Origin of the sequence: Pseudomonas sp. AOB-7, from assembly GCF_003696305.1 — a bacterium.
Lineage (GTDB): Bacteria > Pseudomonadota > Gammaproteobacteria > Pseudomonadales > Pseudomonadaceae > Aquipseudomonas.
Map to the genome: position 1 here is coordinate 52251 of NZ_RFFK01000008.1, position 24480 is coordinate 76730.

At 67.9% G+C, this 24480-nt stretch carries 22 protein-coding genes; 10 read left to right on the plus strand and 12 right to left on the minus strand.

Translation table 11 applies throughout. The annotated features are described in order from the left end of the window. Positions 1-87: 87 nt before the first annotated feature. Positions 88-1059, plus strand: a complete 972-nt coding sequence (locus EA796_RS15840) for a sensor domain-containing diguanylate cyclase (protein WP_122109299.1) — start codon at positions 88-90, stop codon at positions 1057-1059. 429 nt (positions 1060-1488) lie between these two features. After that, the gene (locus EA796_RS15845; protein WP_122109300.1) at positions 1489-2760 is read left to right on the plus strand and encodes an OprD family porin; all 1272 of its coding nucleotides are present in this window, start codon (positions 1489-1491) and stop codon (positions 2758-2760) included. Between the two features lie 107 nt (positions 2761-2867). Here the strand turns inward: EA796_RS15845 and EA796_RS15850 are convergent, their stop codons facing one another. The 5 genes from EA796_RS15850 to EA796_RS15870 form a co-directional block, all read right to left on the minus strand. Further along, positions 2868-3203 carry a DUF2388 domain-containing protein gene (locus tag EA796_RS15850; RefSeq protein ID WP_031302941.1) on the minus strand — a complete coding sequence of 112 codons (336 nt, stop codon included), beginning with the start codon at positions 3201-3203 and terminating at the stop codon, positions 2868-2870. 24 nt (positions 3204-3227) lie between these two features. Then, the gene (locus EA796_RS15855) at positions 3228-3872 is read right to left on the minus strand and encodes an N-acetyltransferase (RefSeq protein ID WP_122109301.1); all 645 of its coding nucleotides are present in this window, start codon (positions 3870-3872) and stop codon (positions 3228-3230) included. After that, entirely contained in the window at positions 3869-4318 is a 450-nt protein-coding gene (locus tag EA796_RS15860; protein WP_021444760.1) for an NfeD family protein, read from the minus strand. The genes EA796_RS15855 and EA796_RS15860 overlap by 4 nt, the downstream gene beginning before the upstream one ends. 4 nt (positions 4319-4322) lie before the next feature. Next, positions 4323-5258 carry an SPFH domain-containing protein gene (locus EA796_RS15865; RefSeq protein ID WP_021444759.1) on the minus strand — a complete coding sequence of 312 codons (936 nt, stop codon included), beginning with the start codon at positions 5256-5258 and terminating at the stop codon, positions 4323-4325. A 104-nt stretch (positions 5259-5362) separates the two neighbouring features. Then, positions 5363-6967 carry a murein L,D-transpeptidase gene (locus EA796_RS15870; RefSeq protein ID WP_122109390.1) on the minus strand — a complete coding sequence of 535 codons (1605 nt, stop codon included), beginning with the start codon at positions 6965-6967 and terminating at the stop codon, positions 5363-5365. A 129-nt stretch (positions 6968-7096) separates the two neighbouring features. On the opposite strand from EA796_RS15870, the gene EA796_RS15875 reads away from it, so the two are divergent. Continuing rightward, positions 7097-7801 (plus strand): murein L,D-transpeptidase catalytic domain family protein, encoded by a 705-nt coding sequence (locus tag EA796_RS15875; protein ID WP_122109302.1) that lies wholly within the window; start codon positions 7097-7099, stop codon positions 7799-7801. 194 nt (positions 7802-7995) lie between these two features. Here the strand turns inward: EA796_RS15875 and EA796_RS15880 are convergent, their stop codons facing one another. Both EA796_RS15880 and EA796_RS15885 read right to left on the minus strand, forming a co-directional pair. Continuing rightward, entirely contained in the window at positions 7996-9780 is a 1785-nt protein-coding gene (locus tag EA796_RS15880) for a GspE/PulE family protein (RefSeq protein WP_122109303.1), read from the minus strand. An 88-nt stretch (positions 9781-9868) separates the two neighbouring features. Continuing rightward, entirely contained in the window at positions 9869-10204 is a 336-nt protein-coding gene (locus EA796_RS15885) for a hypothetical protein (protein ID WP_122109304.1), read from the minus strand. Between the two features lie 127 nt (positions 10205-10331). On the opposite strand from EA796_RS15885, the gene EA796_RS15890 reads away from it, so the two are divergent. Continuing rightward, entirely contained in the window at positions 10332-10799 is a 468-nt protein-coding gene (locus EA796_RS15890; protein ID WP_021444163.1) for an Lrp/AsnC family transcriptional regulator, read from the plus strand. 60 nt (positions 10800-10859) lie between these two features. On the opposite strand, the gene EA796_RS15895 is transcribed toward EA796_RS15890, so the two are convergent. Further along, positions 10860-12224, minus strand: a complete 1365-nt coding sequence (locus EA796_RS15895; protein WP_122109305.1) for an inorganic triphosphatase — start codon at positions 12222-12224, stop codon at positions 10860-10862. A gap of 111 nt (positions 12225-12335) precedes the next feature. Here EA796_RS15895 and EA796_RS15900 point away from each other — a divergent pair, with 111 nt between their 5' ends. From EA796_RS15900 to argA, 4 genes are all read left to right on the plus strand, one after another. Beyond that, complete coding sequence (locus tag EA796_RS15900; RefSeq protein ID WP_031303132.1) at positions 12336-13013, plus strand: TIGR00153 family protein; 678 nt, start codon at positions 12336-12338, stop codon at positions 13011-13013. A 39-nt stretch (positions 13014-13052) separates the two neighbouring features. Further along, positions 13053-14324 (plus strand): inorganic phosphate transporter, encoded by a 1272-nt coding sequence (locus EA796_RS15905; protein WP_031303133.1) that lies wholly within the window; start codon positions 13053-13055, stop codon positions 14322-14324. A 216-nt stretch (positions 14325-14540) separates the two neighbouring features. Then, positions 14541-15707 (plus strand): acetylornithine deacetylase, encoded by a 1167-nt coding sequence (gene argE / locus EA796_RS15915; protein ID WP_122109306.1) that lies wholly within the window; start codon positions 14541-14543, stop codon positions 15705-15707. A gap of 67 nt (positions 15708-15774) precedes the next feature. Continuing rightward, positions 15775-17073, plus strand: a complete 1299-nt coding sequence (gene argA, locus EA796_RS15920) for an amino-acid N-acetyltransferase (protein ID WP_122109307.1) — start codon at positions 15775-15777, stop codon at positions 17071-17073. Positions 17074-17158: 85 nt separating this feature from the next. Here the strand turns inward: argA and rmf are convergent, their stop codons facing one another. The 4 genes from rmf to EA796_RS15940 all read right to left on the minus strand — a co-directional run bounded on the left by rmf (position 17159) and on the right by EA796_RS15940 (position 21984). Beyond that, positions 17159-17350 (minus strand): ribosome modulation factor, encoded by a 192-nt coding sequence (gene rmf / locus EA796_RS15925; protein ID WP_021444802.1) that lies wholly within the window; start codon positions 17348-17350, stop codon positions 17159-17161. Positions 17351-17590: 240 nt separating this feature from the next. Further along, the gene (gene gshA / locus EA796_RS15930) at positions 17591-19171 is read right to left on the minus strand and encodes a glutamate--cysteine ligase (RefSeq protein ID WP_122109308.1); all 1581 of its coding nucleotides are present in this window, start codon (positions 19169-19171) and stop codon (positions 17591-17593) included. 102 nt (positions 19172-19273) lie between these two features. Then, positions 19274-19660 carry a PaaI family thioesterase gene (locus EA796_RS15935; RefSeq protein ID WP_021443581.1) on the minus strand — a complete coding sequence of 129 codons (387 nt, stop codon included), beginning with the start codon at positions 19658-19660 and terminating at the stop codon, positions 19274-19276. Continuing rightward, the gene (locus EA796_RS15940) at positions 19657-21984 is read right to left on the minus strand and encodes a Tex family protein (protein WP_122109309.1); all 2328 of its coding nucleotides are present in this window, start codon (positions 21982-21984) and stop codon (positions 19657-19659) included. The genes EA796_RS15935 and EA796_RS15940 overlap by 4 nt, the downstream gene beginning before the upstream one ends. Before the next feature lie 306 nt (positions 21985-22290). Between EA796_RS15940 and ompR the strand changes: the two genes are divergently transcribed. Both ompR and EA796_RS15950 read left to right on the plus strand, forming a co-directional pair. Continuing rightward, a complete protein-coding gene (ompR, locus tag EA796_RS15945) occupies positions 22291-23025 on the plus strand; it encodes a two-component system response regulator OmpR (RefSeq protein ID WP_021443583.1) in 735 nt (244 codons plus the stop codon). 112 nt (positions 23026-23137) lie between these two features. After that, positions 23138-24454, plus strand: coding sequence for an ATP-binding protein (locus tag EA796_RS15950; protein ID WP_122109310.1), 1317 nt, complete (start codon positions 23138-23140; stop codon positions 24452-24454). The last annotated feature ends 26 nt before the right edge of the window (positions 24455-24480 follow it).

Consider the following 24480-nt stretch of genomic DNA (forward strand, 5'->3'; position numbering starts at 1 on the left):
CCGCCGAACGGCGGGCCTTTGTGTTTGTCCAACAGCTCGCACTATGCTCATTGCAATGCTGATGCGAGGGATTGGATGGCCGCTGTAATGGACGATCAAGGCAACGCCGTTTCCGAGTTGGAAGAACTGACCCTGGCCCTGCTGCACAGCCGGGCCGAGGTGGAGCGCCTGCGCGAGCGCGAGCAGCTGTTCAGCAGCCTGCTGGGCAGCGTCAACGCCGCGCTCTGGGCGTTCGACTGGGACGAACAACGGGTGATCTACGTCAGCCCGGCCTACGAGCGCATCTTCGGCCGCTCCGCCGCGCTGCTGCTGGCCGATTACGGCGAGTGGCGCAACAGCATCTACCCCGACGATGTGGAGTACGCCGCGGAAAGCCTGGCCAAGGTGCTGGAAACCGGTGCGGTGGAGTTTCGCGAGTACCGCATCATCCGCGCCGACGGCCAGCTGCGCTGGCTCAGCGACAAGTGCTTCGTCAGCCCGCGGCCCGGCTCGGCTCAGGGCAAGGTGATAGTCGGTATCGCCGAGGACATCACTGAGAAGAAACGCCTGGAGGGCGAGCTGCATCGCCTGGCCACCACCGATGTGCTGACCCAGAGCAGCAACCGCCGGCACTTTTTCGAGTGCGCCCGCCGCGAGTTCGAGCATGCGCGGCAGTACGGCAGCCCGCTGGCCTTCCTCCTGCTCGACCTCGACGACTTCAAGAAGATCAACGACCAGTACGGTCACCAGCTCGGCGACCAGGTGCTGCAGCGCCTGGCCCAGTGCGGTGCCAACGCGTTGCGCCGTGGCGACCTGTTCGGCCGCATCGGCGGCGAGGAGTTCGCTGCGCTGTTCCCCGGCTGCGAGCCGGATATCGCCCTGCAGGTGGCCGAGCGTCTGCAGCGCGAGGTGCAGCGCCTGAACTTCCAGCACGACGGCGCAAGCTTCGGCATCACCGTCAGCCAGGGGCTGACCAGCCTGCGCGCCGCCGACGCCAACCTGGAGGCGCTGTACGCCCGTGCCGACGCGGCCATGTACCTGGCCAAGCGCCAGGGCAAGAACCAGATCGTGCTGGGTTGAGGCGTTGGCGATTTTCCGCCTGAGCGACGCGTCGCATAAGCGGAAAATTGCCGGTCGCGTAGCGTAATAGAGCGGTAACGCCCCTGCCAAAAAGCGTTAACCTCCCGTTCTAGAGGCGTTGCACGGCGCTCTGGAAGAGCTGGCACGCTATCTGCCTGAACTCACGTCAAGATGCCGGCCCGGATGCCGGCGCACAATAACAACGACGCGAGAGCCCTCCCATGAGTCGTCCTGCCCGTTCCCGTCCGTTGGCCCCGTTGCGTCCGCCGTTGTCCCGTTCTTCCTGAGTTTGCCACGCACCCGCGCCAGCGAGGGCCCTGCCGTGCCCGCGCGCGCCTGCGTTCGCCTGATTCGTCCCGAGCCTGCCTCTTCGTGCCGAAGTCGGTGTTCGGGCGATGCGTCACCTTAAACACACTGGAGAGAAACATAATGAGAAAGACCTCCCTGGCACTGGCCGTAGCCGCCAGCACCCTGGGCCTGAGCCAAGTGGCCTCTGCCGATTTGATCGGCGACACCAAGGTCAGCCTGGAAGCCCGCAATTTCTACTTCAACCGTGATTTCCGTCAGGGGCACAACGATACGCCAACCCCCACTCGTTCCAAGTCCGAAGAGTGGGCCCAGGGCTTTATCCTGCGCATGAACTCCGGCTTCACCGAGGGCACCGTGGGCTTCGGCGCCGACGCCATCGGCATGTTCGGCTTCAAGCTGGATTCCGGCGACGGCACCGCCGGCAGCGGTCTGCTGGTCCCGGATCGTTCCTCGGGCGGTTCGCAGGACAACTACTCGGATCTGGCCGTAGCGGCCAAGGCCAAGATTTCCAACAGCACCCTGCGTGTCGGCCAGATGCAGTTCAAGAACGCCGCCATCGCCTCCAGCGACGCCCGCCTGCTGCCGCAGGTGTTCGAAGCCGGTCACCTGGTATCCCAGGAAATCGACGGCCTGATGCTGGAAGCCGCGCACGTGCGCGAGGTGAACCATCGTGACTCCGGCGACTACGAAGATATCGCCATCACCAGCGGCGGCCGTCGCGGCATCGCCACTTCTGGCGGCGCCACCGCCGATTCGTTCGACTTTATCGGCGGCACCTACAAGCTGACCAATGACCTGACCGCCGGTTACTACTATTCCAACCTGGACGAGCTGTACAAGCAGCACTCCTTCAACGCCGTGCACGTGCTGCCGCTGGGCGACAAGCAGAGCCTGAAGACCGACGTCCGCTATGCCCGTTCCACCGACGACGGCAACCGCAGCAACGTCGACAACAATGCCTTCGGCGCCATGGTCACCTACGGCCTGGACGGCCACGCCTTCGGCCTGGGCTACCAGAAGATGAGCGGCGACACCGGCTTCGCCTACATCAACGGTACCGACCCGTTCCTGGTCAACTACGTGCAGATCAGCGACTTCGCCAACAAGGACGAGAAGTCCTGGCAGGCGCGCTACGACTTCAACTTTGCCTCCATCGGCATCCCGGGCCTGACCTTCATGACCCGCTACCTGACCGGCGACAACGTCGACCGCGGTGCTGGCGTATCCGAAGGCCGCGAGTGGGAGCGCAACACCGAGCTGATGTACGTGTTCCAGGAAGGCGCGCTGAAGAACCTCGGCGTACGCTGGCGCAATGCGAGTGTGCGTTCGAACTTCGCCAACGACATCGACGAGAACCGTCTGATCGTCAGCTACACCCTGCCGCTGATGTAATCAGCCGACGGAGGTTCGACAGGCTCATCAGGCCTGTCGTCCCGAGCGCGATAAGAAAAATGCCCGCATCCTTCCGGATGCGGGCATTTTTTATGCGCGCGTTGGGCTTAGCGGGCGTCGCTGGCCTCGAGCGGGCCGGCCGAGGCGGCGAGAATGGCGCTGGCCAGTTCCATATCGTCGGCGCCCTGCAGCTCGGGGTTTTCACTGCGTAGCCGCTGCAGCGCCGCCTCCAGGTGCGGGCCGCGTATCTCGCCGGCGCTGGCGACGAAGCTGCTGGCGTCTTCCTCGGCGGCGACGACCAGCTTCTTGTCCTTGAAGGTCAGGTAGGTGGAGGCGGTGGTCGCCCCGGAGGAAAGGATGTCGCGCAGCAGGCTGTCGGCTGCGGCGGTTTGGGCGATCAGGCAGGCGGCCAATGCCAGGGCTGCTCGGCTCGATACACGCATGGGGTGGTACTCCTGTGGGTTTACTCACCTGATAGGAGTACCGGTGGCTGCCCCGGGTTCCACCTGAGCGATGGTTGGTCGCCACAGGCTGTACTGGCGCAGCGCGTCGGAATCCGCGCGACCCAGCAGCTCGAAGCCATGGCGCCGGTACAGCGCCAGGTTGCGTTCGACGCCGGTTTCCAGGGCTGCGGCGCTGCAGCCGGCGGCGGCCATCGCTTGCAGCGTCGCCTGCAGCAGGGCGCCGCCGAGGCCCTGTCCCTGGCTGTGCGGGGCCACGGCGAGAAACTCCAGGCGGGCGCAACCCTCCGGCAGTTGCTGGTCGAAGGCGGCGAGCAGGCGATCCAGACGCGCCAGGCAGTCCGCACCGCAGGTGTCGGCGATGCGTCGGCCCAGCTCATGCACGCTATCGCTGCTGGGTGTCTGGGCCAGATCAAAGAGGCTCAGGCCGCACAGCACCGAGCCGCGCCAGGCGGCGAGAACCGGTAGGCGATTGTCACGATGAAACGCCAGGTAGGCCTGCAGGTACGCGCGGCGTCTAGCGCCGAAGCCGGGGCGCTCGCGCATCAGGTACCAGCCTAGGCTCGGGTCGTCGGCGAAGGCCGCATCGAGCAGCGCCAGGGTCGCGTCGGCCTGCGCCGCCGGCAGCGGCGCCAGGCGCACCTCGCTCATGCGTCGCGTTCGACCCGCAGAATCACGCCATCCTGGGCCACCACCTTGACCGAGCTGCCGGCCGGCAGGTCGGGGCCGCTGACCAGCCACAGGCTGTCGCCGGCCTTGATCTTGCCGCGGCCGCCGACTATCGCCTCGTGCAGGGCGAAACGACGGCCGAGCAGTTCGCTGCCGCGCTGGTTCAGCCCCGGCTGGTCGCTGGGGCGCGTGGCGCTGCGCTGGCGGCGCCACCAGAGCACGGCGGTGAGGATCGCCAGCAGGCCGAACAGGAAGAATTGCCAGACCCAGGGCAGCTCCGGAAACAGGTAGGTGAGCACGCCGACGCAGGCGGCGGCCAGGCCGATCCACAGCAGGTAGCCGCCGGCGCCGAAGACTTCGAGGATCAGCAGGACGGTGGCCAGTGCCAGCCAGTCCCAGAACGATAGGTGTTGCAGGTAATAGATCATGACGTCAGCCCTGCTTCTCGCCTGGGCCGCCGGCACCGAAAGTGGCCTTGACGATTTCGCCGATGCCGCCGACCGCGCCGATCACCTGGCTGGCCTCCAGCGGCATCAGCACCACCTTGCTGTTGTCGGCCGCCGCCAGCTGGCCGAGCGCTTCGATGTACTTCTGCGCGACGAAGTAGTTGACCGCCTGCACGTTGCCGCTGGCGATGGCCTGGGACACCACGCGGGTCGCCTCGGCTTCGGCCTGGGCCGCCCGTTCGCGCGCCTCGGCCTCGAGGAAGGCGGCCTGGCGTTCGCCCTCGGCACGCAGGATCTCGGCCTGCTTGTGGCCTTCGGCGGTGAGGATGGCGGCCGAGCGCGAGCCCTCGGCCTCGAGGATCTGCGCGCGCTTGAGGCGTTCGGCCTTCATCTGGCTGGCCATGGCTTCGACCAGGTCGGCGGGCGGGCTGATGTCCTTGATCTCGATGCGGGTGATCTTGATGCCCCAGGGCGCGGTGGCTTCGTCGACCGTCTTGAGCAGCCGTTCGTTGATCGCGTCGCGCTGGCTGAGCATGGCGTCCAGCTCCATGGAGCCGAGCACGGTGCGGATATTGGTCATCACCAGGTTGCGGATGGCGTGCTCCAGGTTGTTCACCTCGTAGGCGGCCTGGGCGGCGTTGATCACCTGGAAGAAGCACACCGCGTCGATCTGCACTATGGCGTTGTCGGCGCTGATCACTTCCTGCGGCGGGATGTCCAGCACGCTTTCCATGACGTTGAGCCTGCGGCCGATGCGGTCCATCACCGGCACTATGATGTTGAGCCCGGGCTTGAGCGTGGTGGTGTAGCGGCCGAAGCGCTCCACCGTCCACTCCGAGCCCTGCGGCACCACCTTGAAGCCCATGTAGACGATGGCCAGAGCCAGGCCGACGAACAGCAGCAGGACGCCACCGATTTCCATAAAGCGATCTCCCTCTTGCGTGCGTGCAGTTGACCGTCGCGACGTGACGAACGGCCTTGTCGGCATCTAAGCATAGCCGCTGGCCAATTGCCGCCGACCCCTTCTCACTGCCCGGCGGCGATGGCGCGCTGCATATCGGGCTGAGATGCAGCGCTCAGGCCTTGCGCGCGGGCCAGGGCGGCGATCAGCTGGGCGTCGCGGGCATAGATGTCGGGGGCGTAGCGCAGGGTGCCGTCGCTGCGCGCCTCCACCGTCCAGTAGGCGATCAGCAGCGGCACGGGCTGCTGCAGGCGGTATTCCTGGGTCTTGCCGCTGGCGATGCGCTGCTGCACCGGCTCCAGCTCCTGCGGCCGGAGCAGCCAGGCCAGCAGGGTGCCCACCGCCTCGACGCGCACGCAGCCGGAGCTGAACACCCGCGGCGACTTGTCGAACAGGCGCTGGCTGGGGGTGTCGTGCAGGTACACCGCGAAGGGGTTGGCGAAGCGCAGCGCCACCCGGCCCAGCGGGTTGCGCGTGCCGGCGGCCTGGCGCAGGACGATGGCGCCGGGGTTGTCCCAGTCCACCAGCTCCGGGTCGAGCGGCTGGCCGTCGCGATCGAGCACGCTGAGCTCCTGCTGGGCGAGGTAGGCGAGGTCGTCGCGGATCGCCGGCAGCTTGTCCTCGCGCAGGATGGTCGGCGGCACCGTCCAGGTCGGGTTGAGCGTCAGACGCTGGATGCGCGAGGCCAGCAGCGGCGTTTCGCGGCCGGCGCGGCCGACCTGGGTGCGGGTGCGCCACAGCACCCGTTGCTGGCGCAGCACCAGCAGCTCGGCGGCGGCGACGTTGATCAGCACCTCGGTCGCGGCCAGGTCGTCGGCCAGCCAGCGCAGGCGCTCCAGGTTGATGCGCAGCTGGGCGCGGCGCATCGGCGCGGCGACGTTCAGTTCGGCCAGGCTGGCCGGGCCGAGGATGCCATCGGGATTCAACCCGTGGTCGTCCTGGAAGGCCTGCAGGGCCAGGACCGTGGCCGGGTCGAAGGCTTCGCCGGCAACCGTCGTCACGCTCAGGTAGCCCTCGGCGCGCAGGCGTTCGCGCAGCCCCGGCACCCGTGCATCGCGGTGCTGCGCCTTGAGTAGGGGGCCGTCGGCCAGGGGCTGCCAGTCGGCCAGCGGCCGCTGGCGCAATTCGGCGTAGGCGGCGCGCAGGCGGCGGTAGGCGATGCCGTCCGGGCGCGCCGCGGCGAAGGCCTCGGCCGGTGCCTGTAGGTGCAGCAGGGCGAGCGACAGGGTGGCCAGGCGCAGGTCCGGCAGCGGGTTGGCGGGCGAATGCCACAGGCTTTCCTGAGGCGGCGGCGGCAGGCGCCCGCGACGCAGATGGAGCAGCGCCTGCAGGTAGCTGTGGCTGTGCAGCAGCTCGCTGCACGGGCCGTCGTACGCGGGCAGGGCGTATTCGTCGGGCTCCAGGCCGTCGTCGGCGAGGTCGGCGAGCTGCGCCGCGAGCTGGCGGCGCCGGCTGGCGTCGGCCCAGGCCGGCTGGTTCTCGCGCTGGGCGTAGAAGTCGCGCAGTTGCTGGCGCGCGTTATCGTCTAGATTTGTCGGTAAGGGCGCGCAGTGCTGCGGCAGCTGCTCCAGCAACGGGCGCAGGTCGGCGCTGGTGGCGGCATCCGTGGCGGCGACCAGTGGCAGGGTGAGCAGCAGGCCGCTCAGGTAAGATGCACGTTTTTTGAACAACATACTGCTCCAGTCCTTGGCTCAGAAAAGGCGCTACCCGGGTCGGCGCCGCGCGTCCAGTATAGGCGGGCCGCCATGGGATTCAGCGACAGGACGTCCCGGAGTCTGTGCGCAGAGGTGATTACGCAGATGTTTGGACGTATCGGCCGGTGCTGGTTGGCGGGTTTGTGGTTGCTCGGTGCGCCGCTGTGGGCGAGCGCGGCGCAGGATGGGCTGTTCGCCGAGCTGGCGCGGCAGGCTCCCGGGCTCGAGCCGCAGGCGCTGCGCCACGCCCTGGCGGCCATGCAGTGCGCGGTCAACCATGGGGCCGGCGATGCCCGGCGCCTGGCGGTGATCGACTATTCGCGGCCGTCGACCGAGCGCCGCCTGTGGATCTTCGACCTGCAGCGCAAGCGCCTGCTGCTGCGCGACTTCGTCGCCCATGGCCGGCGCTCCGGGGAGAACTTCGCCGAGGCCTTCTCCAACGACCTGGGCAGCCACCAGACCAGCCTCGGCCTGTTCCGCACCGCCGAGAGCTACCGCGGCAAGCATGGCTATTCGCTGCGCATGGATGGCCTGGAGCCCGGCCTCAACGACCTGGCGCGCGAACGCGCGATCGTCATCCACGGCGCCGACTACGTGAACCCGCGCTGGGTGCAACAGCATGGCCGCATCGGCCGCAGCCTGGGTTGTCCGGCGGTGCGCCGCGAGGTGGCGCGGCTGGTGGTCGATCAGCTCAAGGGCGGCCAGTTCCTCTTCGCCTGGCATTCCGACCCGCGCTGGCTGGCGGGCTCGGCCTACCTGGCGTGCAAGCCGCAGCAGATGGCGGCATTGAGCCGCGCCGGCGAGGGGTAGGTTGGCGCTGAGCGTAGCGAAGCCCAACGGGGAGTGCGCAGCACTCCGCCCGGCGTCCGCCAGCACCCCTGCCTAGCCCGGTTTCGGCGTTACGTCGAGCATCGCCCGTTGGGCTAAGCGCAGGCCATGCACCCGTTCAAGCCGCCGCAAACGGCGGTATCGAGCCGCCAGCCGAGCGTTGCGCCCCGGATGCGTCACTTCTGCTCGCTCTGCGGGGTCACCCGCAGCACTTCCTCGATGGTGGTCAGGCCGGCGGCGACCTTCTGCGCGCCGGACAGGCGCAGGCTGCGCATGCCTTCCTTGAACGCCGCGCGGCGCAGGGCGACGAGGTCGGTGTCGGCAGTGATCAGCGGCTTGATCGCATCGTTGAGCAGCATGATCTCGTACACCCCGGCGCGGCCGCGGTAGCCGGTGTCGCGGCATTCCAGGCAGCCCACGGCCTGCTGCGCGCTGGTCGGCAGGGGCGCGCTCCAGGGTTTGGTCAGGCTCTGCCAGCCGTCCTCATCCAGTTGCAGCGGCGCCTTGCAGTGCGGGCACAGGGTGCGCACCAGGCGCTGGGCCATGACGCCGAGCACGGTGGCCTTGAGCAGGTAGTGCGGCACGCCCAGTTCGAGCAGGCGGCTGATGGCGCTCGGCGCGTCGTTGGTGTGCAGGGTCGACAGCACCAGGTGGCCGGTGAGCGCCGCCTGGATCGCCATTTCCGCGGTCTCCAGGTCGCGGATCTCGCCGACCATGATGATGTCTGGGTCCTGGCGCATCAGCGCGCGCACGCCGCTGGCGAAGGTCAGGTCGATATTGTGTTGCACCTGCATCTGGTTGAAGGCGCCCTCGATCATCTCGATCGGGTCCTCGATGGTGCAGACGTTGACCTCGGCGGTGGCCAGCTGCTTGAGCGTGGTGTACAGCGTGGTGGTCTTGCCCGAGCCGGTCGGCCCGGTGACCAGGATGATGCCGTTGGGCTGGCGGGTCATGCTCTCCCAGCGGCGCAGGTCGTCGGCGGAGAAACCCAGCTGGTCCGGGCTTTTCAGCAGCACCTCGGGGTCGAAGATACGCATCACCATCTTCTCGCCGAAGGCAGTGGGCAGGGTCGACAGGCGCAGCTCCACCTCGCCGCCGTCCGGGGTCTTGGTCTTGACCCGGCCGTCCTGCGGCTTGCGTTTCTCCGCCACGTTCATCCGCCCGAGGGACTTGAGGCGGCTGACCACCGCCATGGTCACCTGCGGCGGGAACTGGTAGACGGTGTGCAGCACGCCGTCGATGCGAAAGCGCACGCTGCCCTGTTCGCGGCGCGGCTCGATATGGATATCGCTGGCACGCTGCTGGAAGGCGTACTGGAACAGCCAGTCGACGATATTGACGATATGCGCGTCGTTGGCGTCCGGCTCCTGGTCCTGGGCGCCGAGGCTGAGCAGTTGCTCGAAGTTGCCGACGCCGCTGATCTTCTGATCCACCGAGGTGGCGCCGCTGACCGAGCGGGCCAGGCGGTAGAACTCCACGGTAAAGCGCTGGATGTCCGCCGGGTTGGCCACCACCCGCTTGATCGGGCGCTTGAGCACGTGCACCAGGTTGGCTTCCCAGCTGTGCACCAGCGGCTGGCTGCTGGCGATGGTCACGCTCTCGGCATCCACCGCCACGGCTAGAATCTTGTGCCGTTGGGCGAAGGCGTAGGACATCAGCGGGGTGATGGCCGGCACGTCGATCTTCAGCGGGTCGATGCGCAGGTAGGGCTGGCCGACGAACTGTGCCAGCCAGACGGTGAGGCTCTCCAGGTCGAGCTTCTTGCCCGGGCGGCTGAGGTCGTCGACCTGCTGCGCGGCGAGAAACTCCAGTGGGTGCTGCTGGTGGTTCAGCGAACTGCGGCGAATCGCCAGGCACTGCTCGGCCGCGTCCTGACCGACCCGGCCCTGGGCGACCAGCTCGCGCAGCAGGTCGCCGAGATCCAGTACGCGGTCTTGGGCGGTGGTGGCGAAGGCGGACATGCGGGCTCCTCGGTGGTTCGGCCTGAACAAGCGTAGCCGCTAGGATGCCCGAAAAGCGCGGACGGGGCTAAGGCCCCGGCGTGACCCATTACCCAGTGCGCAGCGCCGCCTGCTCCGGGCTGTGATCCAGCTGCCGCCAGTCGACCTGCCAGACGCACACCAGGCCGCGCAGTTTCTCCGCCAGCACCCTGGCGCGATGCAGCGACAGACCTTGCAGCTGCAGCCGCACCTGCAGGTCGCCGTCCTGGCGCTGCACCTGCAGCTGTTGCGGCAGCAGCTGCAACTGGGCGAACAGGCCGAGCAGGCGACACAGCACGTCGGCCTCGGCCTCGGTGCGCAGGCGGTATTCGACGGCCGACTCGGGGCGATCCTGCCAGGGATCGCGGCGGCTGTGCGGAGCGGGGAAGGGCGTGGCGTCGGGCATGGCGGCATCTCGCGGTGGATTTGCTCCAGTTTCGCCCTTCGCGCGGCGAAAGTTCTGCCTGGATTTCTGTGAAAACCCGGATTTTGTGGATAGTCTTGCCGTTGACTGCCGTTATCGAGGAATTTTTATGTCCGTCGCCCTGGATGTTTACGACCAGCGCATTCTCGCCCTGCTGCAGGAGGACGCCGGCCTCTCCACCGCCGAGATCGCCGAGCGCGTCGGCCTGTCGCAATCGCCCTGCTGGCGGCGCATCCAGCGGCTCAAGGAGGAGGGGGTGATCCGCCGCCAGGTGACCCTGCTCGAGCGCAAGAAGGTCGGCCTGCACACCCAGGTGTTCGCCCAGGTCAAGCTCAACGCCCACGGCCGCTCCAACCTCACCGAGTTCGCCGAGGCCATGCGCGAGTTTCCCGAGGTGCTGGAGTGTCACGTGCTGATGGGCGCGGTGGACTTCATGCTGCGTATCGTCACCCGCGACATCGAGGCCTACGAGCGCTTCTTCTTCGAGAAGCTGTCGCTGGTGCCGGGCATCCAGGAGGTCAACTCCATCGTCGCCCTGTCGGAGATCAAGTCCACCACCAGCTTGCCGTTGGCTTAGGCGGCGCTGCGCGGCCGCCTGATCCGGGCGCCCGGAGGCGGCCCGGATGCGATCCGCGGCTTACTTCACCAGCGCCTTCCAGGGCTTCAGGCTTTGCAGGATCTGCGCCTGGCTGGCGCGCAGCTGGCGCTGCTCGTCGTCGAGCGGCTGCTGGGCCAGCAGCTGGAACTTGTTCAGCTCGCCGTACAGGCGGTCGACCTCGGCCACCTCGAGCACGCCGCGGGCCAGGCGCAGCCAGACCAGCAGGCGCTCCAGGCGCGGCAGCTGCTCGGCCAGGTCTTCCGGTTGCTGCTGGTAGCGGCGCAGTTGCAGCGCCGCGCCTTCCTCGGCGAGCAGGGTCGGCAGCCAGTTGCCCAGCGCCGCGCCGCCCTGGCGGTTGCCGCGGTTGTTGCGCGCGGCGGTCCAGCCGCGGTTCAGCAGCCAGTGCGACAGCTGCAGCGACAGCAGGCCCCAGCGGCAGCCGTCCAGCTCGGCGGCGAACAGCGCCGGGGCGTTGCGCCGCATGCTGTCGTCCAGCTGGCCGGCGGCCAGGCGCGGGCGCCAGTCGGCCAGCAGGGCGTCGAGCTGCTCGCGCAGTTCCCGCGAGCTGGCGCGCGGCGCGGCCTGGCCGAGGCTGGCGAGCAGCGCGCGCAGGTCGACCAGTTGCTGCAGCCAGTCCTGCAGCAGGCTCCAGTGTCCGTTGAAGCGGTATTGCTCGGCCAGGCGCTGGCTGGCGCCGAGCAGGTGCCAGGCGAGGGCGGCAAAGGCATCGTCCAGGGTTGTCTCGGCGCTCGGCTGCGGCGCCGGCAGACTCAGGCTGTAGCTGCCGGCGTCGAACAGACGGTAGCCACGCTCGGCCTTGCTGATGTCGCAGGGCATCAGCGGCAGCTCGGCGGCCAGTTCGCAGGCCAGCTCCAGCAGCGCCGTCGGTTCGCCCTGGCGCAGTTCCAGCTCCAGCTCGCAGATTTCTTCCTCGCCCTCGCCAGCGATCACCTTGCCCAGGTCCAGGGCGGCCTCGATGACCACCTTGGCCTTGCCGCGGCCCCAGGCGATCTTGGCCTTCTCGCGAACGAAATCGGTGGTGAACAGCGGCTGCAGGGTCTTCTTGTCCAACTCGGCCAGGCTGGCCGGCCAGCAGCTGTCATCGAGCTTCTTCAGGTCCAGCTTGGGTTTGGCCAGGTACCAGTCCCATTCGTTGCGTTCGGACAGGCCGGCGACGCTCTGGCCGCGGGTCTTCAGGGTCTGGATATATTGCTCGCCGTCGCGGCGCAGGCGCAGCGCGACGCGGGCCCCGGCCAGCTCGCGGGCCGGGGTGTCGTAGTACTGGTTGAACAACTCGGCGCGCTGCCAGCCGCTCTTGTTGCGCTTCTTCAGCAGCGGGTGTTCGCGCAGGGCGGCCAGGGTGGCACGGCTGGCGCGCAGTTTGATTTCGGTTTCTTTGACCATGGTCGGAAGCGAGGTGCCTTGTATGAAAATATGACAGTCCGATGACGCGCGCTGGCGATAGACGAAGGCGATCCCTATACTTGCCGCCTTCTCAAAACGGGGGCTTACCCTATGCCTATCAATCCCTTTGTCAGCCTGTTCGGTCGTTCACCCATCGGCCCCATGCAACAGCATATCGCCAAGGCCAATGAGTGCGCGGCGAACCTGGTGCCCTTCTTCGAGGCCGTGATGGCCGAGGACTGGGATCGGGTGGAACAGGTGCAACAGGAGATGTCCCGGCTCGAGCACGAGGCCGACAAGCTGAAGAAAAGCGTGCGCCTGCACCTGCCCAAGAGTCTGTTCCTGCCGGTGCCGCGCTCGGACCTGCTGGAGCTGCTCAGTGTACAGGACAAAGTCGCCAACCGTGCCAAGGACATCGCCGGGCTGATGCTCGGCCGCCAGATGGCCATTCCGCAGGCGCTGCAGCCGTTGATGCGCACCTACGTGCAGCGCAGCGTGGATGCCAGCGCCCAGGCGCTGAAGGCGATGAACGAGCTGGACGAGCTGCTGGAAACCGGCTTCGCCGGCCGCGAGGCGGTGCTGGTGGAGACCCTGATCGAGGAGCTGGGCGTGATCGAGCAGGACACCGATCGCCTGCAGATCGAGGTGCGCCGCAACCTGTTCAAGCTGGAGAAGGACCTTCCCCCGGTCGATGTAATGTTCCTCTATCAGATCATCGACTGGATCGGCGATGTCGCCGACCGCGCCCAACGTGTGGGCAACCGACTGGAACAACTGCTGGCGCGCTAAGCGCCAGTGTCCTTTCTGGGATCTACGGAAAACTAACTTATGTCTCTGATTGCGGACTACGGGCTGATTCTGCTCGTTCTTGCCTGCCTTTTCGGTTTTTTCATGGCCTGGGGTGTTGGGGCCAACGATGTAGCCAATGCTATGGGTACATCCGTTGGCTCGCGCGCACTGACTATCAAACAGGCGATCATCATCGCCATGGTCTTCGAGTTCTGCGGCGCCTACCTGGCCGGCGGCGAAGTCACCGAAACCATCAAGAACGGCATCGTCGATGCTTCGCTGATCAGCCCCAACCTGATGGTGCTGGGCATGATGTCGGCGTTGCTGGCGGCCGGCAGCTGGCTGCTGGTGGCCTCGACCAAGGGCTGGCCGGTATCCACCACCCATACCATCGTCGGCGCGGTGATCGGTTTCGCCGCGGTCGGCGTGTCGGTGGATGCGGTGCACTGGAGCGGCGTCGGCCCCATCGTCGCCAGCTGGGTGGTCACCCCGCTGCTCGCCGGGATCATCTCCTTCTGCCTGTTCGTCAGCGTGCAGAAGCTGATCATCGACACCGACAACCCCTTCCTCAATGCCAAGCGCTATGTGCCGCTGTACATGTTCCTCACCGGTTTCATGATCTCGCTGATGACCATGACCAAGGGCCTCAAGCACGTCGGCCTGAACCTCTCCAGCAGTGAAGGCTTCATGCTCTCGCTGGGCATCGGCGCTGCCGTCATGCTGCTCGGCATCGCCCTGCTCAGCCGCATTCATGTCGACGCCGAAGCCGACAAGGCCTTCCACTTCGCCAGCGTGGAGAAGGTGTTCGCCGTGCTGATGATCTTCACCGCCTGCGCCATGGCCTTCGCCCACGGCTCCAACGACGTGGCCAACGCGGTCGGTCCGCTGGCGGCCATCGTCGGCGTGATCCAGAGCGGCGGCGACCTGGCCGTCGGCGAGAAGTCTCTGGTGCCGGGCTGGATTCTGCTGCTCGGCGCGGTGGGCATCGTGGTCGGCCTGGCCACCTACGGCTACAAGGTGATCGCCACCATCGGCAAGGAAATCACCGAGCTGACCCCCAGCCGCGGTTTCGCCGCCGAGCTGGCCGCCGCCACCACCGTGGTCAGCGCCTCCGGCCTGGGCCTGCCGGTGTCCACCACCCACACCCTAGTCGGCGCCATTCTCGGCGTCGGCCTGGCGCGCGGTATCGGTGCGCTGAACCTGGGCATGATCGGCAAGATCTTCCTGTCCTGGATCATCACGCTGCCGGTGGGTGCGGCGCTGTCGATCCTGTTCTTCTTTATCCTGCGCGGGCTATTCGGCGGCGTCTGACGGTTCCCGTTAGGGGGCCTCTAAAAACGTAGGCGAGGCAGTCAGCGCAAGGCGAAAGCAGGCGAAGAACGCACTGGGCCCGCATTCGGGTTTACGAGCTGTAAATGAGCATTCTGAGCCTGCTTTCAACGCAGCGATGACAACGCAGGTAGTTTTTAGAGGTGCCCCTGGCCGACGATGCCCCTATGATTGGGACACCGTCCAAGGAGAGCACCGATGCCGCTGCCGTCCTTCCAAGAGCAATTCGCCGCGCTGATCGCCGCGCCGTCGGTGAGCTGCACCCAGCCGCACTGGGATCAGAGCAACCGGCCGGTGATCGAGCTGCTCGCCGCCTGGCTCGGCGACCTCGGCTTCGCCTGCGAAACCCAGCAGATCGCCCCCGGCAAGTTCAACCTGCTGGCCAGCTACGGCAGCGGCCCCGGCGGCCTGGTGCTGGCCGGCCACAGCGACACCGTGCCGTTCGACGCCGCCCTGTGGCAGAGCGACCCGCTCAAGCTGACCGAGGTCGACGGACGCTGGGTCGGCCTCGGCAGTTGCGACATGAAGGGCTTCTTCGCCCTGGCCATCGAGGCCGTGCGGCCCTTGCTCGATCGGCCCTTCCAGCAACCGCTGCTGATTCTCGCCACCTGCGACGAAGAAAGCTCGATGGCCGGCGCCCGCGCCCTGGCCGAGGCTGGGCGGCCGCTGGGGCGCGCCGCGGTGATCGGCGAGCCGACCGGCCTCAAGCCCATCCGCCTGCACAAGGGGGTGATGATGGAGCGCATCGATATCCTCGGCCAGAGCGGCCATTCCTCCGACCCCAGTCTCGGCCATAGCGCGCTGGAGGCGATGCAGGACGTCATGGGCGAGCTGCGCGGCCTGCGCGCGCAGTGGCAGCGCGAGTTCAACAACCCGCAGTTCGGCGTGCCGCAACCGACCCTGAACCTCGGCTGCATCCATGGCGGCGACAACCCCAACCGCATCTGCGGCCAGTGCGCGCTGGAGTTCGACCTGCGCCCGCTGCCGGGGATGGACCCGGAGCAGCTGCGCGCGGCGATTCGCGGCAAGCTGCAGCCGTTGGCGCTCAAGCACCAGGTGCGCATCGACTACGGCCCGCTGTTCCCGGCGGTGCCGCCGTTCGAGCAGGCCGCCGACGCCGAACTGGTGCGTCTGGCCGAACGCCTCACCGGGCACGCGGCGCAGGCGGTGGGGTTCGGCACCGAGGCGCCTTATCTGCAGCAGCTGGGCTGCGAGACCCTGGTGCTCGGCCCCGGCGACATCGACTGCGCCCACCAGCCCGGCGAGCACCTGGAACTGGCGCGGATCGAGCCGACCGTGCAGCTGCTGCGCCAACTGATCCAACACTATTGCCTGAGTCGGAGCGAAGACGTGCTGCGACGATGAGAGAAGCCTTCGAACCTGCCATGGCGGCTTGACCCGCCCCCTGTCTCGACGCTCACACGGATCTTTCATGCACGACTACGTCAACTGGTTACGCCACGCTTCGCCCTACATCAACGCCCACCGCGACTGCACCTTCGTGGTCATGCTGCCCGGCGAGGGCATCGCCCACCCGAACTTCGCCAATATCGTCCACGACCTGGTGCTGCTGCACAGCCTCGGCGTGCGCCTGGTGCTGGTGCACGGCTCGCGCCCGCAGATCGAGGCGCGCCTGGCCGCCCGCGGGCTGACCCCGCATTATCACCGCGACCTGCGCATCACCGACGGGCCGACCCTGGAGTGCGTGATCGACGCCGTCGGCCAGCTGCGCATCGCCATCGAGGCGCGCCTGTCGATGGACATGGCCGCCTCGCCGATGCAGGGCTCGCGCCTGCGCCTGACCAGCGGCAACTTCGTCACCGCGCGGCCGATCGGCGTGCTCGACGGCGTGGATTACCACCACACCGGCGAGGTGCGCCGCATCGACCGCAAGGGCATCAACCGCCAGCTCGACGAGCGCAGCATCGTGCTGCTGTCGCCGCTCGGCTACTCGCCCACCGGGGAAATCTTCAACCTGGCCTGCGAAGACGTTGCCACCCGCGCCGCCATCGACCTGGGGGCGGACAAGCTGCTGCTGTTCGGCGCCGAGGACGGCCTGCTCGACGAGCACGGTCAGCTGGTGCGCGAATTGCGCCCGCAGCAGGTGCCGGCGCACCTGGCGCGCCTGGGCAGCAACTACCAGGGCGAGCTGCTCGATGCCGCGGCCGAGGCCTGCCGTGGCGGCGTCAAGCGCAGCCATATCGTCAGCTACGCCACCGACGGCGCGTTGCTCAGCGAGCTGTTCACCCGCACCGGCAACGGCACCCTGGTGGCCCAGGAGCAGTTCGAGTCGTTGCGCGAGGCGACCATCGAGGACGTCGGCGGGCTGATCGAGCTGATCAGCCCGCTGGAGGAGCAGGGCATCCTGGTGCGCCGTTCGCGCGAGGTGCTGGAGCGCGAGATCGAGCAGTTCAGCGTCGTCGAGCGCGAGGGGCTGATCATCGCCTGCGCCGCGCTCTATCCGCTGGCCGACTCCGACTGCGGCGAGCTGGCCTGTTTGGCGGTCAACCCGGATTATCGCCACGGCGGCCGCGGCGACGAGCTGCTGGCGCGGATCGAGGCGCGGGCGCGGGCGCAGGGGCTCAAGACCCTGTTCGTGCTCACCACGCGCACTGCCCACTGGTTCCGCGAGCGCGGCTTCGAGCCGAGCAGCGTCGAACGCATGCCGGCGGCGCGCGCCTCGCTGTACAACTACCAGCGCAATTCCAAGGTGTTCGAGAAGACCTTGTAGAGGGGCGAATGCGCTGGGAATGGCTTTAGCCGCGACTTGGTTGACCGGTCGCGGCTAAAGCCCCTCCCACGATGCGTGCAGAACGTCAGGCGCTGTGCTGCTGCAGGCGCAGCTGCTCGAAGCCGTCGTCCCAGCCGGCCTCCCAGGCCGCGGCGGGGACTTCGTCGGGGTAGGGTTGGCGGTCTTTGGCCTGGCCGGTGAGGCCGGCCATATAGCCTTGCTGGTAGGCCTTGGTCAGGCTCTCCAGGCTCCATTGCGGCGTGGCGTCGTCGGCCATGGGCGCTGCTCGTCTGCATCCGTTACCCGCCATGCTAGCCGCCCGGGCGCGCCGCGACGCGGCCGCCCATCCCGGCTTTTGCTCCGTTGGCGGCCTTTGTGATGCAGTCGACGAATCTTGCTCGGCGCCGGCCAGCGGCCGTTGCTCCCGCGGAGTGGGGCGTCAGGGGCGCAAGCGGTGGGCTGCGGCCCGCCCCACAGGGCGTGCGGCCGTCGATTTGCAGGGGGCTGGGTAGCCCCCTTACACCGCCAGGGCCAGGATACTGGCCTGGTAGGCGGCGACGAAGGCATCGAAGTCGCCTTGCGGCTGGGCTTCCAGCTCGGCCTGTTCGGCCAGCGAGCGCTGCGCGGCCTGCTCGAAGGCGGCCTGCTGCTCGGTGTCGAGCGGCCGGCTGCGCAGGTACTCGGCGTGGCGCCGGCTCTGCTGCAGGGCGAAGTCGGCGAAGCTGGTGCCCTGGCGCAGCGCCGCCAGCACCTGCGCCGAGGGCGTCAGGTCGGCGTCCTCGACCTTGGCCTGTTGCGCCGCCAGGGCCTCGCCGTGCGCCGCGCCGCCCTGGCTGCGGTCGAGCAGCTCGGCCAGCGGGCGGATCTGCTCGATCAGCTCCAGGGCCCAGGTCTTGAGTTCCACCGGGCGGCCGTCACGCTGCAGGTGCAGGCCGGGACGGCGGCCTTCCTTGACCACCTTGAGGAAGTTGTCGGTGCAGCTGCGGCACTCGCCGCCTTCCAGCAGCGGGCTGTCCGCCAGCGCGCAGAACAGCAGGAAGGCGTCGATAAAGCGCGATTCGCTGAGGTCAATGCCCAGCGGCAGGTAGGGGTTGATGTCCAGGCAGCGCACTTCCACGTACTGCACGCCGCGGCTCATCAGCGCCTGGATCGGCCGTTCGCCGCTGCGGGTGACGCGCTTGGGGCGGATGCTGGAGTAGTACTCGTTCTCGATCTGCAGGATGTTGGTGTTCAGCTGCAGCCACTCGCCGTCGCGTTTGATGCCGGCCTCGACATAGGCCGGATAGGGCGTGGCCACGGCCAGGCGCAGGCTGTCGGTGTAGCTGGCCAGGTCGTTGTAGCAGGGGGTCAGGCCGGACTGGGCGCTGCTCTGGTAGCCCAGATCGCTCATGCGCAGGCTGGTGGCATGGGGCAGGTACAGGGTGCTGGCGTCCAGTTCCTGCAACTGGTGCGGGCGGCCGCGCATGAAGCCCTTGTCCAGCGCCGGCGAGGCACCGAACAGGTACATCAAGAGCCAGCTGTAGCGGCGGAAGTTGCGGATCAGCGCGATATAGCGCGCCGACTGGTAGTCGCGCGCGCTCTGCGTGTCGCCTTCGGCCTGCTGCTGCAGCTGCCACAGGCCCTCGGGCAGGGAGAAGTTGTAGTGAATGCCGGCGATGCACTGCATGGTCTTGCCGTAGCGCAGCGCCAGGCCCTTGCGGTAGACGTACTTGAGCCGGCCGATATTGGAGCTGCCGTAGCGGGCGATAGGGATAGTTTCTTCATCCGGCAAGGCGCAGGGCATCGACGGGCTCCACAGCAGCTCGTCGCCCAGCTTGGCGTAGGCGAAGCGGTGGATGCGTTCCAGCTCGTCGAGGGTGGCCGCCGGGTCGGTGGCGGTGCCGGTGATGAATTCCAGCAGCGATTCGGAATAGTCGGTGGTGATCTGCGCATGGGTCAGCGCCGAGCCCAGCCCCTGCGGATGCGGGGTCAGGGCCAGCTGGCCGTCCTGGTCGATGCGCAGGCATTCGCGTTCGATGCCGTGCAGGCACTGGCCCAGCAGGGACAGGTGGGCCGGCTCGCCGAGCAGGGCCAGGCGGCGGGAGAGAAGGTCGCTCAAGATGCACTTCCTAACTGGGCAGTCGCCACAATATGGGGATCGCCCCGGCACTCTGCAAGGGGCGAACGGTTACCCAGGTTAGACCAGCCCGAGCGGCGCCGATTACACGCAGGCGAAGGTGCCTTGTGCCTTGGCGACCAGCTTGTCGCCCTGCAGCACTTCCGCTTCCACCACCTGGGTACGGCGCCCGGCGTGCAGCACCTTAGCGTGGCACAGCACGCTGCCTTCGGACACCGGGCGGATGTAGTTGATCTTGCACTCCAGGGTCACGCTGCTCGGCCCGCCATCGCCGAGGCTGTGGCTGGCCTGGCCCATGGCGGTGTCGATCAGCGAGAACAGTGCGCCGCCGTGCAGCTTGCCGTGCAGGTTGCGCAGCTCGTCGGTGAGGCTCAGGCGCACACGCGCCTCGCCGCCGCCGACCTGGAGAATCTCCAGGCCGAGCAGGCGGGAAAAGGCGCTGCTGGCGCCGACCTTGTCGGTCGTGCTCATTTCTTCAACTGCTTGGCGTTGGCGAACAGGGCGGCCATACCGCCGCTGGCGGGGGCCGGTTTGTCCTGGCTGGAATGACGCTCGCTGCGCGGCGCGTTGCCGCCACGGTTGCCAGCGCGCGATTGTCCGCCGCGTTGGCCGTCGACCTTCTCGCCGGGGGTATCGCCCATGCGCATGGACAGGGCGATGCGGTTGCGCGGGATATCCACCTCCATCACCTTGACCTTGACCACGTCGCCGGCCTTGACCGCCTCGTGCGGGTCCTTGATGAACTTCTCCGACAGCGCGCTGATGTGCACCAGACCGTCCTGATGCACGCCGATGTCGACGAAGGCGCCGAAGTTGGTGACGTTGGTCACCACACCCTCGAGCACCATGCCCAGCTCGAGGTCCTTGAGGGTTTCCACGCCTTCCTGGAACTCGGCGGTCTTGAACTCCGGACGCGGGTCGCGGCCGGGCTTGTCCAGTTCCTTGAGGATGTCGCCGACGGTGACCAGGCCGAAGCGCTCGTCGGTGAACTTGGCCGGGTCGAGGCGCTTGAGAAAGCCCGAGTCGCCGATCAGCGAGCGGATGTCGCGGCCGGTGTCCTGGGCAATGCGCTCGACCAGCGGGTAGGTTTCCGGGTGCACCGCGGAGGCGTCCAGCGGGTTGTCGCCGTTCATCACGCGGAGGAAGCCGGCGGCCTGCTCGAAGGTCTTCTCGCCCAGGCGCGGCACCTTCTTCAGCTCGGCGCGGGTCTTGAACGCGCCGTTCTGGTCGCGATGGGCGACGATATTCTGCGCCAGGGTCGCATTCAGCCCGGAGATGCGCGCCAGCAGCGCGGCGGAGGCGGTGTTCACATCCACGCCGACGGCGTTCACGCAGTCCTCGACCACGGCATCGAGCGAGCGCGCCAGCTTGAGCTGCGACACGTCGTGCTGGTACTGGCCGACGCCGATGGATTTCGGGTCGATCTTCACCAGCTCGGCCAGCGGGTCCTGCAGGCGGCGGGCGATGCTCACGGCGCCGCGCAGCGACACGTCGAGATCGGGGAATTCGCGCGCGGCCAGCTCTGAGGCCGAGTACACCGAGGCGCCGGCCTCGGAGACCATCACCTTGGTCAGCTTGAGGCCCGGCACCTTCTTGATCAGCTCGGCGGCCAGCTTGTCGGTCTCGCGGCTGGCGGTGCCGTTGCCGATCGAGATCAGGTCGACGCCATGCTTGGCGCACAGCTTGGCGAGGACCGCCAGGGTGCCGTCCCAGTCGTTGCGCGGCGCGTGCGGGTAGACGGTGGCGGTGTCCAGCACCTTGCCGGTGGCATCGACCACCGCCACCTTGCAGCCGGTGCGCAGGCCAGGGTCGAGCGCCAGGGTGGCGCGCGGGCCGGCCGGCGCGGCCAGCAGCAGGTCGTGCAGGTTGCGCGCAAACACGGCGATGGCCTCGTCCTCGGCCTTCTCGCGCAGCTCGCCGAGCAGGTCGGTTTCCAGGTGGTTGTACAGCTTGACCTTCCAGGTCCAGCGCACCACCTCGGCCAGCCACTTGTCGGCGGCGCGGCCTTGCGCGCTGATGCCGAAGCGCTCGCCGATCATCAGCTCGCAGGGGTGCAGGGTACCCGGCAGCTCCTCGCCGACCTTCAGGCTGGCGCTGAGGATGCCCTCGTTGCGGCCGCGGAAGATCGCCAGCGCGCGGTGCGACGGCACGCCCTTGAGCGCTTCGTCGTGCTCGAAGTAGTCGCTGAACTTGGCCCCTTCGTGTTCCTTGCCCGGCACCAGGCGGGCGCTGAGGGTGGCGTGGTCCTTGAGGAAGCTGCGCAGCTTGTCGAGCAGGCCCGCATCCTCGGCGAAGCGCTCCATCAGGATGTACTTGGCGCCCTCGAGCACGGCCTTCACATCGGCGAAGCCCTTGTCGGCGTCGATAAAGCGTTCGGCTTCGCTTTCCGGGCTCAGCTCTGGGTTGCCGAACAGCGCATCGGCCAGCTCGCCGAGGCCGGCTTCCAGGGCGATCTGGCCCTTGGTGCGGCGCTTCTGCTTGTACGGCAGATACAGGTCTTCCAGGCGCGTCTTGGTGTCGGCCAGGGCGATCTCGCGCTTGAGTTCTGGAGTGAGCTTGCCCTGTTCCTCGATGCTGGCGAGGATCGCCAGGCGGCGCTCGTCCAGTTCGCGCAGGTAGCGCAGGCGCTCTTCCAGGTGGCGCAGCTGGGTGTCGTCGAGGCTGCCGGTCACCTCTTTGCGGTAACGGGCGATAAAGGGCACGGTGGAACCTTCGTCGAGCAGGGCCACGGCGGCGGCGACCTGTTGCGGGCGCACGCCCAGTTCTTCGGCGATGCGGTTGTTGATGCTGTCCATAAAAAAGCTACCCACAGGGCGGCCATGCCGGCGGCACGGCGCGCGCGAATCAATTGAGTCGACTTGGCCGTGAGCGCCCTGGCCCGCGTCCATGCCATGGCGGCAGAGGGGCGGAGGAGGGGCGCTGCGCGACTGCCAGGTCGAGGCGGCGGCGCATTATAAACACCGCATCCGCCGGCGCTGGGAACCGTTCGGGGAAAAATCTGCTAACAATGGCTGGAGCGCCCGCCAGGGCGCCTGAGCCATAATGCCGCCATTCCAGCCTGGCCGCGCGGCGCGCGAGCGGGCTTCAGCCAAGGAGTTGCCATGAGCCACAGCGCCCCCGCCGCCGAAGGCGAGAAGATCCTGATCGTCGACGACGACGCCCGTCTGCGTCGCCTGCTCGAGCGTTTCTTCGACGAACAGGGATATCGCGTGCGTGCCGTGGAGAACGTCGAGCAGATGGATCGCCTGCTGGCCCGCGAGCTGTTCAACCTGGTGGTGCTCGACCTGATGCTGCCCGGCGAGGACGGCCTGTCCGCCTGCCGCCGCCTGCGCGAGGCGAACAACCAGATCCCGATCATCATGCTCACCGCCAAGGGCGACGAGTCCAGCCGCATTCAGGGCCTGGAGCTGGGCGCCGACGACTACCTGGCCAAGCCGTTCAATCCGCGCGAGCTGCTGGCGCGGATCAAGGCCGTGCTGCGCCGCCAGGCGCCGGTGGTGCCGGGCGCGCCGGGCAGCGAGGACGAGAGCGTCAGCTTCGGCGAGTACGAGCTGTCGCTGGCCACCCGCGAGCTGAAGCGCGGCGAGCAGGTGCACATGCTCACCACCGGCGAGTTCGCCGTGCTCAAGGCGCTGGTGCAGCATGCGCGCGAGCCGCTGACCCGCGACAAGCTGATGAACCTGGCCCGCGGCCGCGAGTGGGACGCCCTGGAGCGCTCCATCGACGTGCAGATCAGCCGCCTGCGCCGGCTGATCGAGCCGGATCCGTCCAAGCCACGCTATATCCAGACGGTCTGGGGCGTGGGCTATGTGTTCGTGCCGGACGGCAATAAGTGATTCCTGGGTTGGCGCTGCGCGGAGCTAAGCCCAACGCCCACTGCGTCCTGTCCGATAGCCCGGCGTCGGACTCCAGCGCTGCGCGCCTCAACCCAACCTACATCGAAGCGTTATGAAAACCCCGCTCTGGTTCCCGCAAAGCTTCTTCGCCCGCACCCTCTGGCTGGTGCTGATCGTCGTGCTGTTCTCCAAGGCGCTGACCCTGGTCTATCTGATGATGAACGAGGACGTGCTGGTCGACCGCCAGTACAGCCACGGTGCGGCGCTGACCCTGCGCGCCTACTGGGCGGCCAACCCCGCGGAGCGCGAACACATCGCCCAGGCCGCCGGGCTCAAGCGCATCCCCCGCGACAAGGTGCCGGCCAGCGAGCAGCACTGGCCCTACAGCGAGATCTTCCAGCGCCAGATGCAGACCGAGCTGGGGCCGGACACCGAGGTGCGGGTGCGCGCCACCACGCCGCCGGCGCTCTGGGTACGCGCGCCGAGCCTGGGCGACGAGTGGCTGCGGGTGCCGATGTACCCGCACCCGCTGCGCGGCCAGCGCATCTGGAGCGTGCTCGGCTGGTTCCTCGGCATCGGCCTGCTGTCCACCGCGGCGGCCTGGATCTTCGTCCGTCAGCTCAGCGCGCCGCTCAAGCGCCTGGTGTTCGCCGCCCGCCAGCTGGGTCAGGGGCGCAGCGTGCGCCTGCCGATCAGCGACACGCCGAGCGAGATGGCCGAGGTCTACCGCGCTTTCAACCAGATGGCCGAGGACGTCGAGCAGGCGGCGCGCGAGCGCGAGCTGATGCTGGCCGGGGTGTCCCACGACCTGCGCACGCCGCTGACTCGCCTGCGCCTGGCGCTGGAATTCATGCAGAGCGATTCCGAACTGACCGAGGACATGGTGCGCGACATCGAGGACATGGACGCCATCCTCGACCAGTTCCTCGCCTTTATCCGCGACGGCCGCGACGAGCCGGTGGAGCAGGCCGACTTCGCCGAGCTGGTGCGCGAGACGCTGGCGCCCTACAACCAGAACGGCGAGCGCGTGCGCCTGTGCCTGGAGGCCATTCCGCCCTTCCCGCTGCGCCGGGTGTCGATCAAGCGCCTGCTCACCAACCTGGTGGAGAACGCCCTCAACCATGGCGGCGGCGACGCCGTGGAAGTGGTCGCCAGCCTGGCCGGCGACCACAACGCGCCCTATGTGGTGCTCAGCGTGCTGGACCGCGGCAACGGCATCGACCCGGCCGAGCTGGACAGCATCTTCAACCCCTTCATTCGCGGCGACCGCGCCCGCGGCGGGCGCGGCACCGGCCTCGGCCTGGCCATCGTCAAACGCATCGCCGCCCTGCACGGCGGCAGCGTGGAGCTGCGCAACCGCTCCGGCGGCGGCCTGGAGGCGCGCGTGCGCCTGCCGCTGGGGCTGCTGCTGCCGCGCGACGCGGTCTGAGCGACTCGGGCGACCAGCCGTCCGAG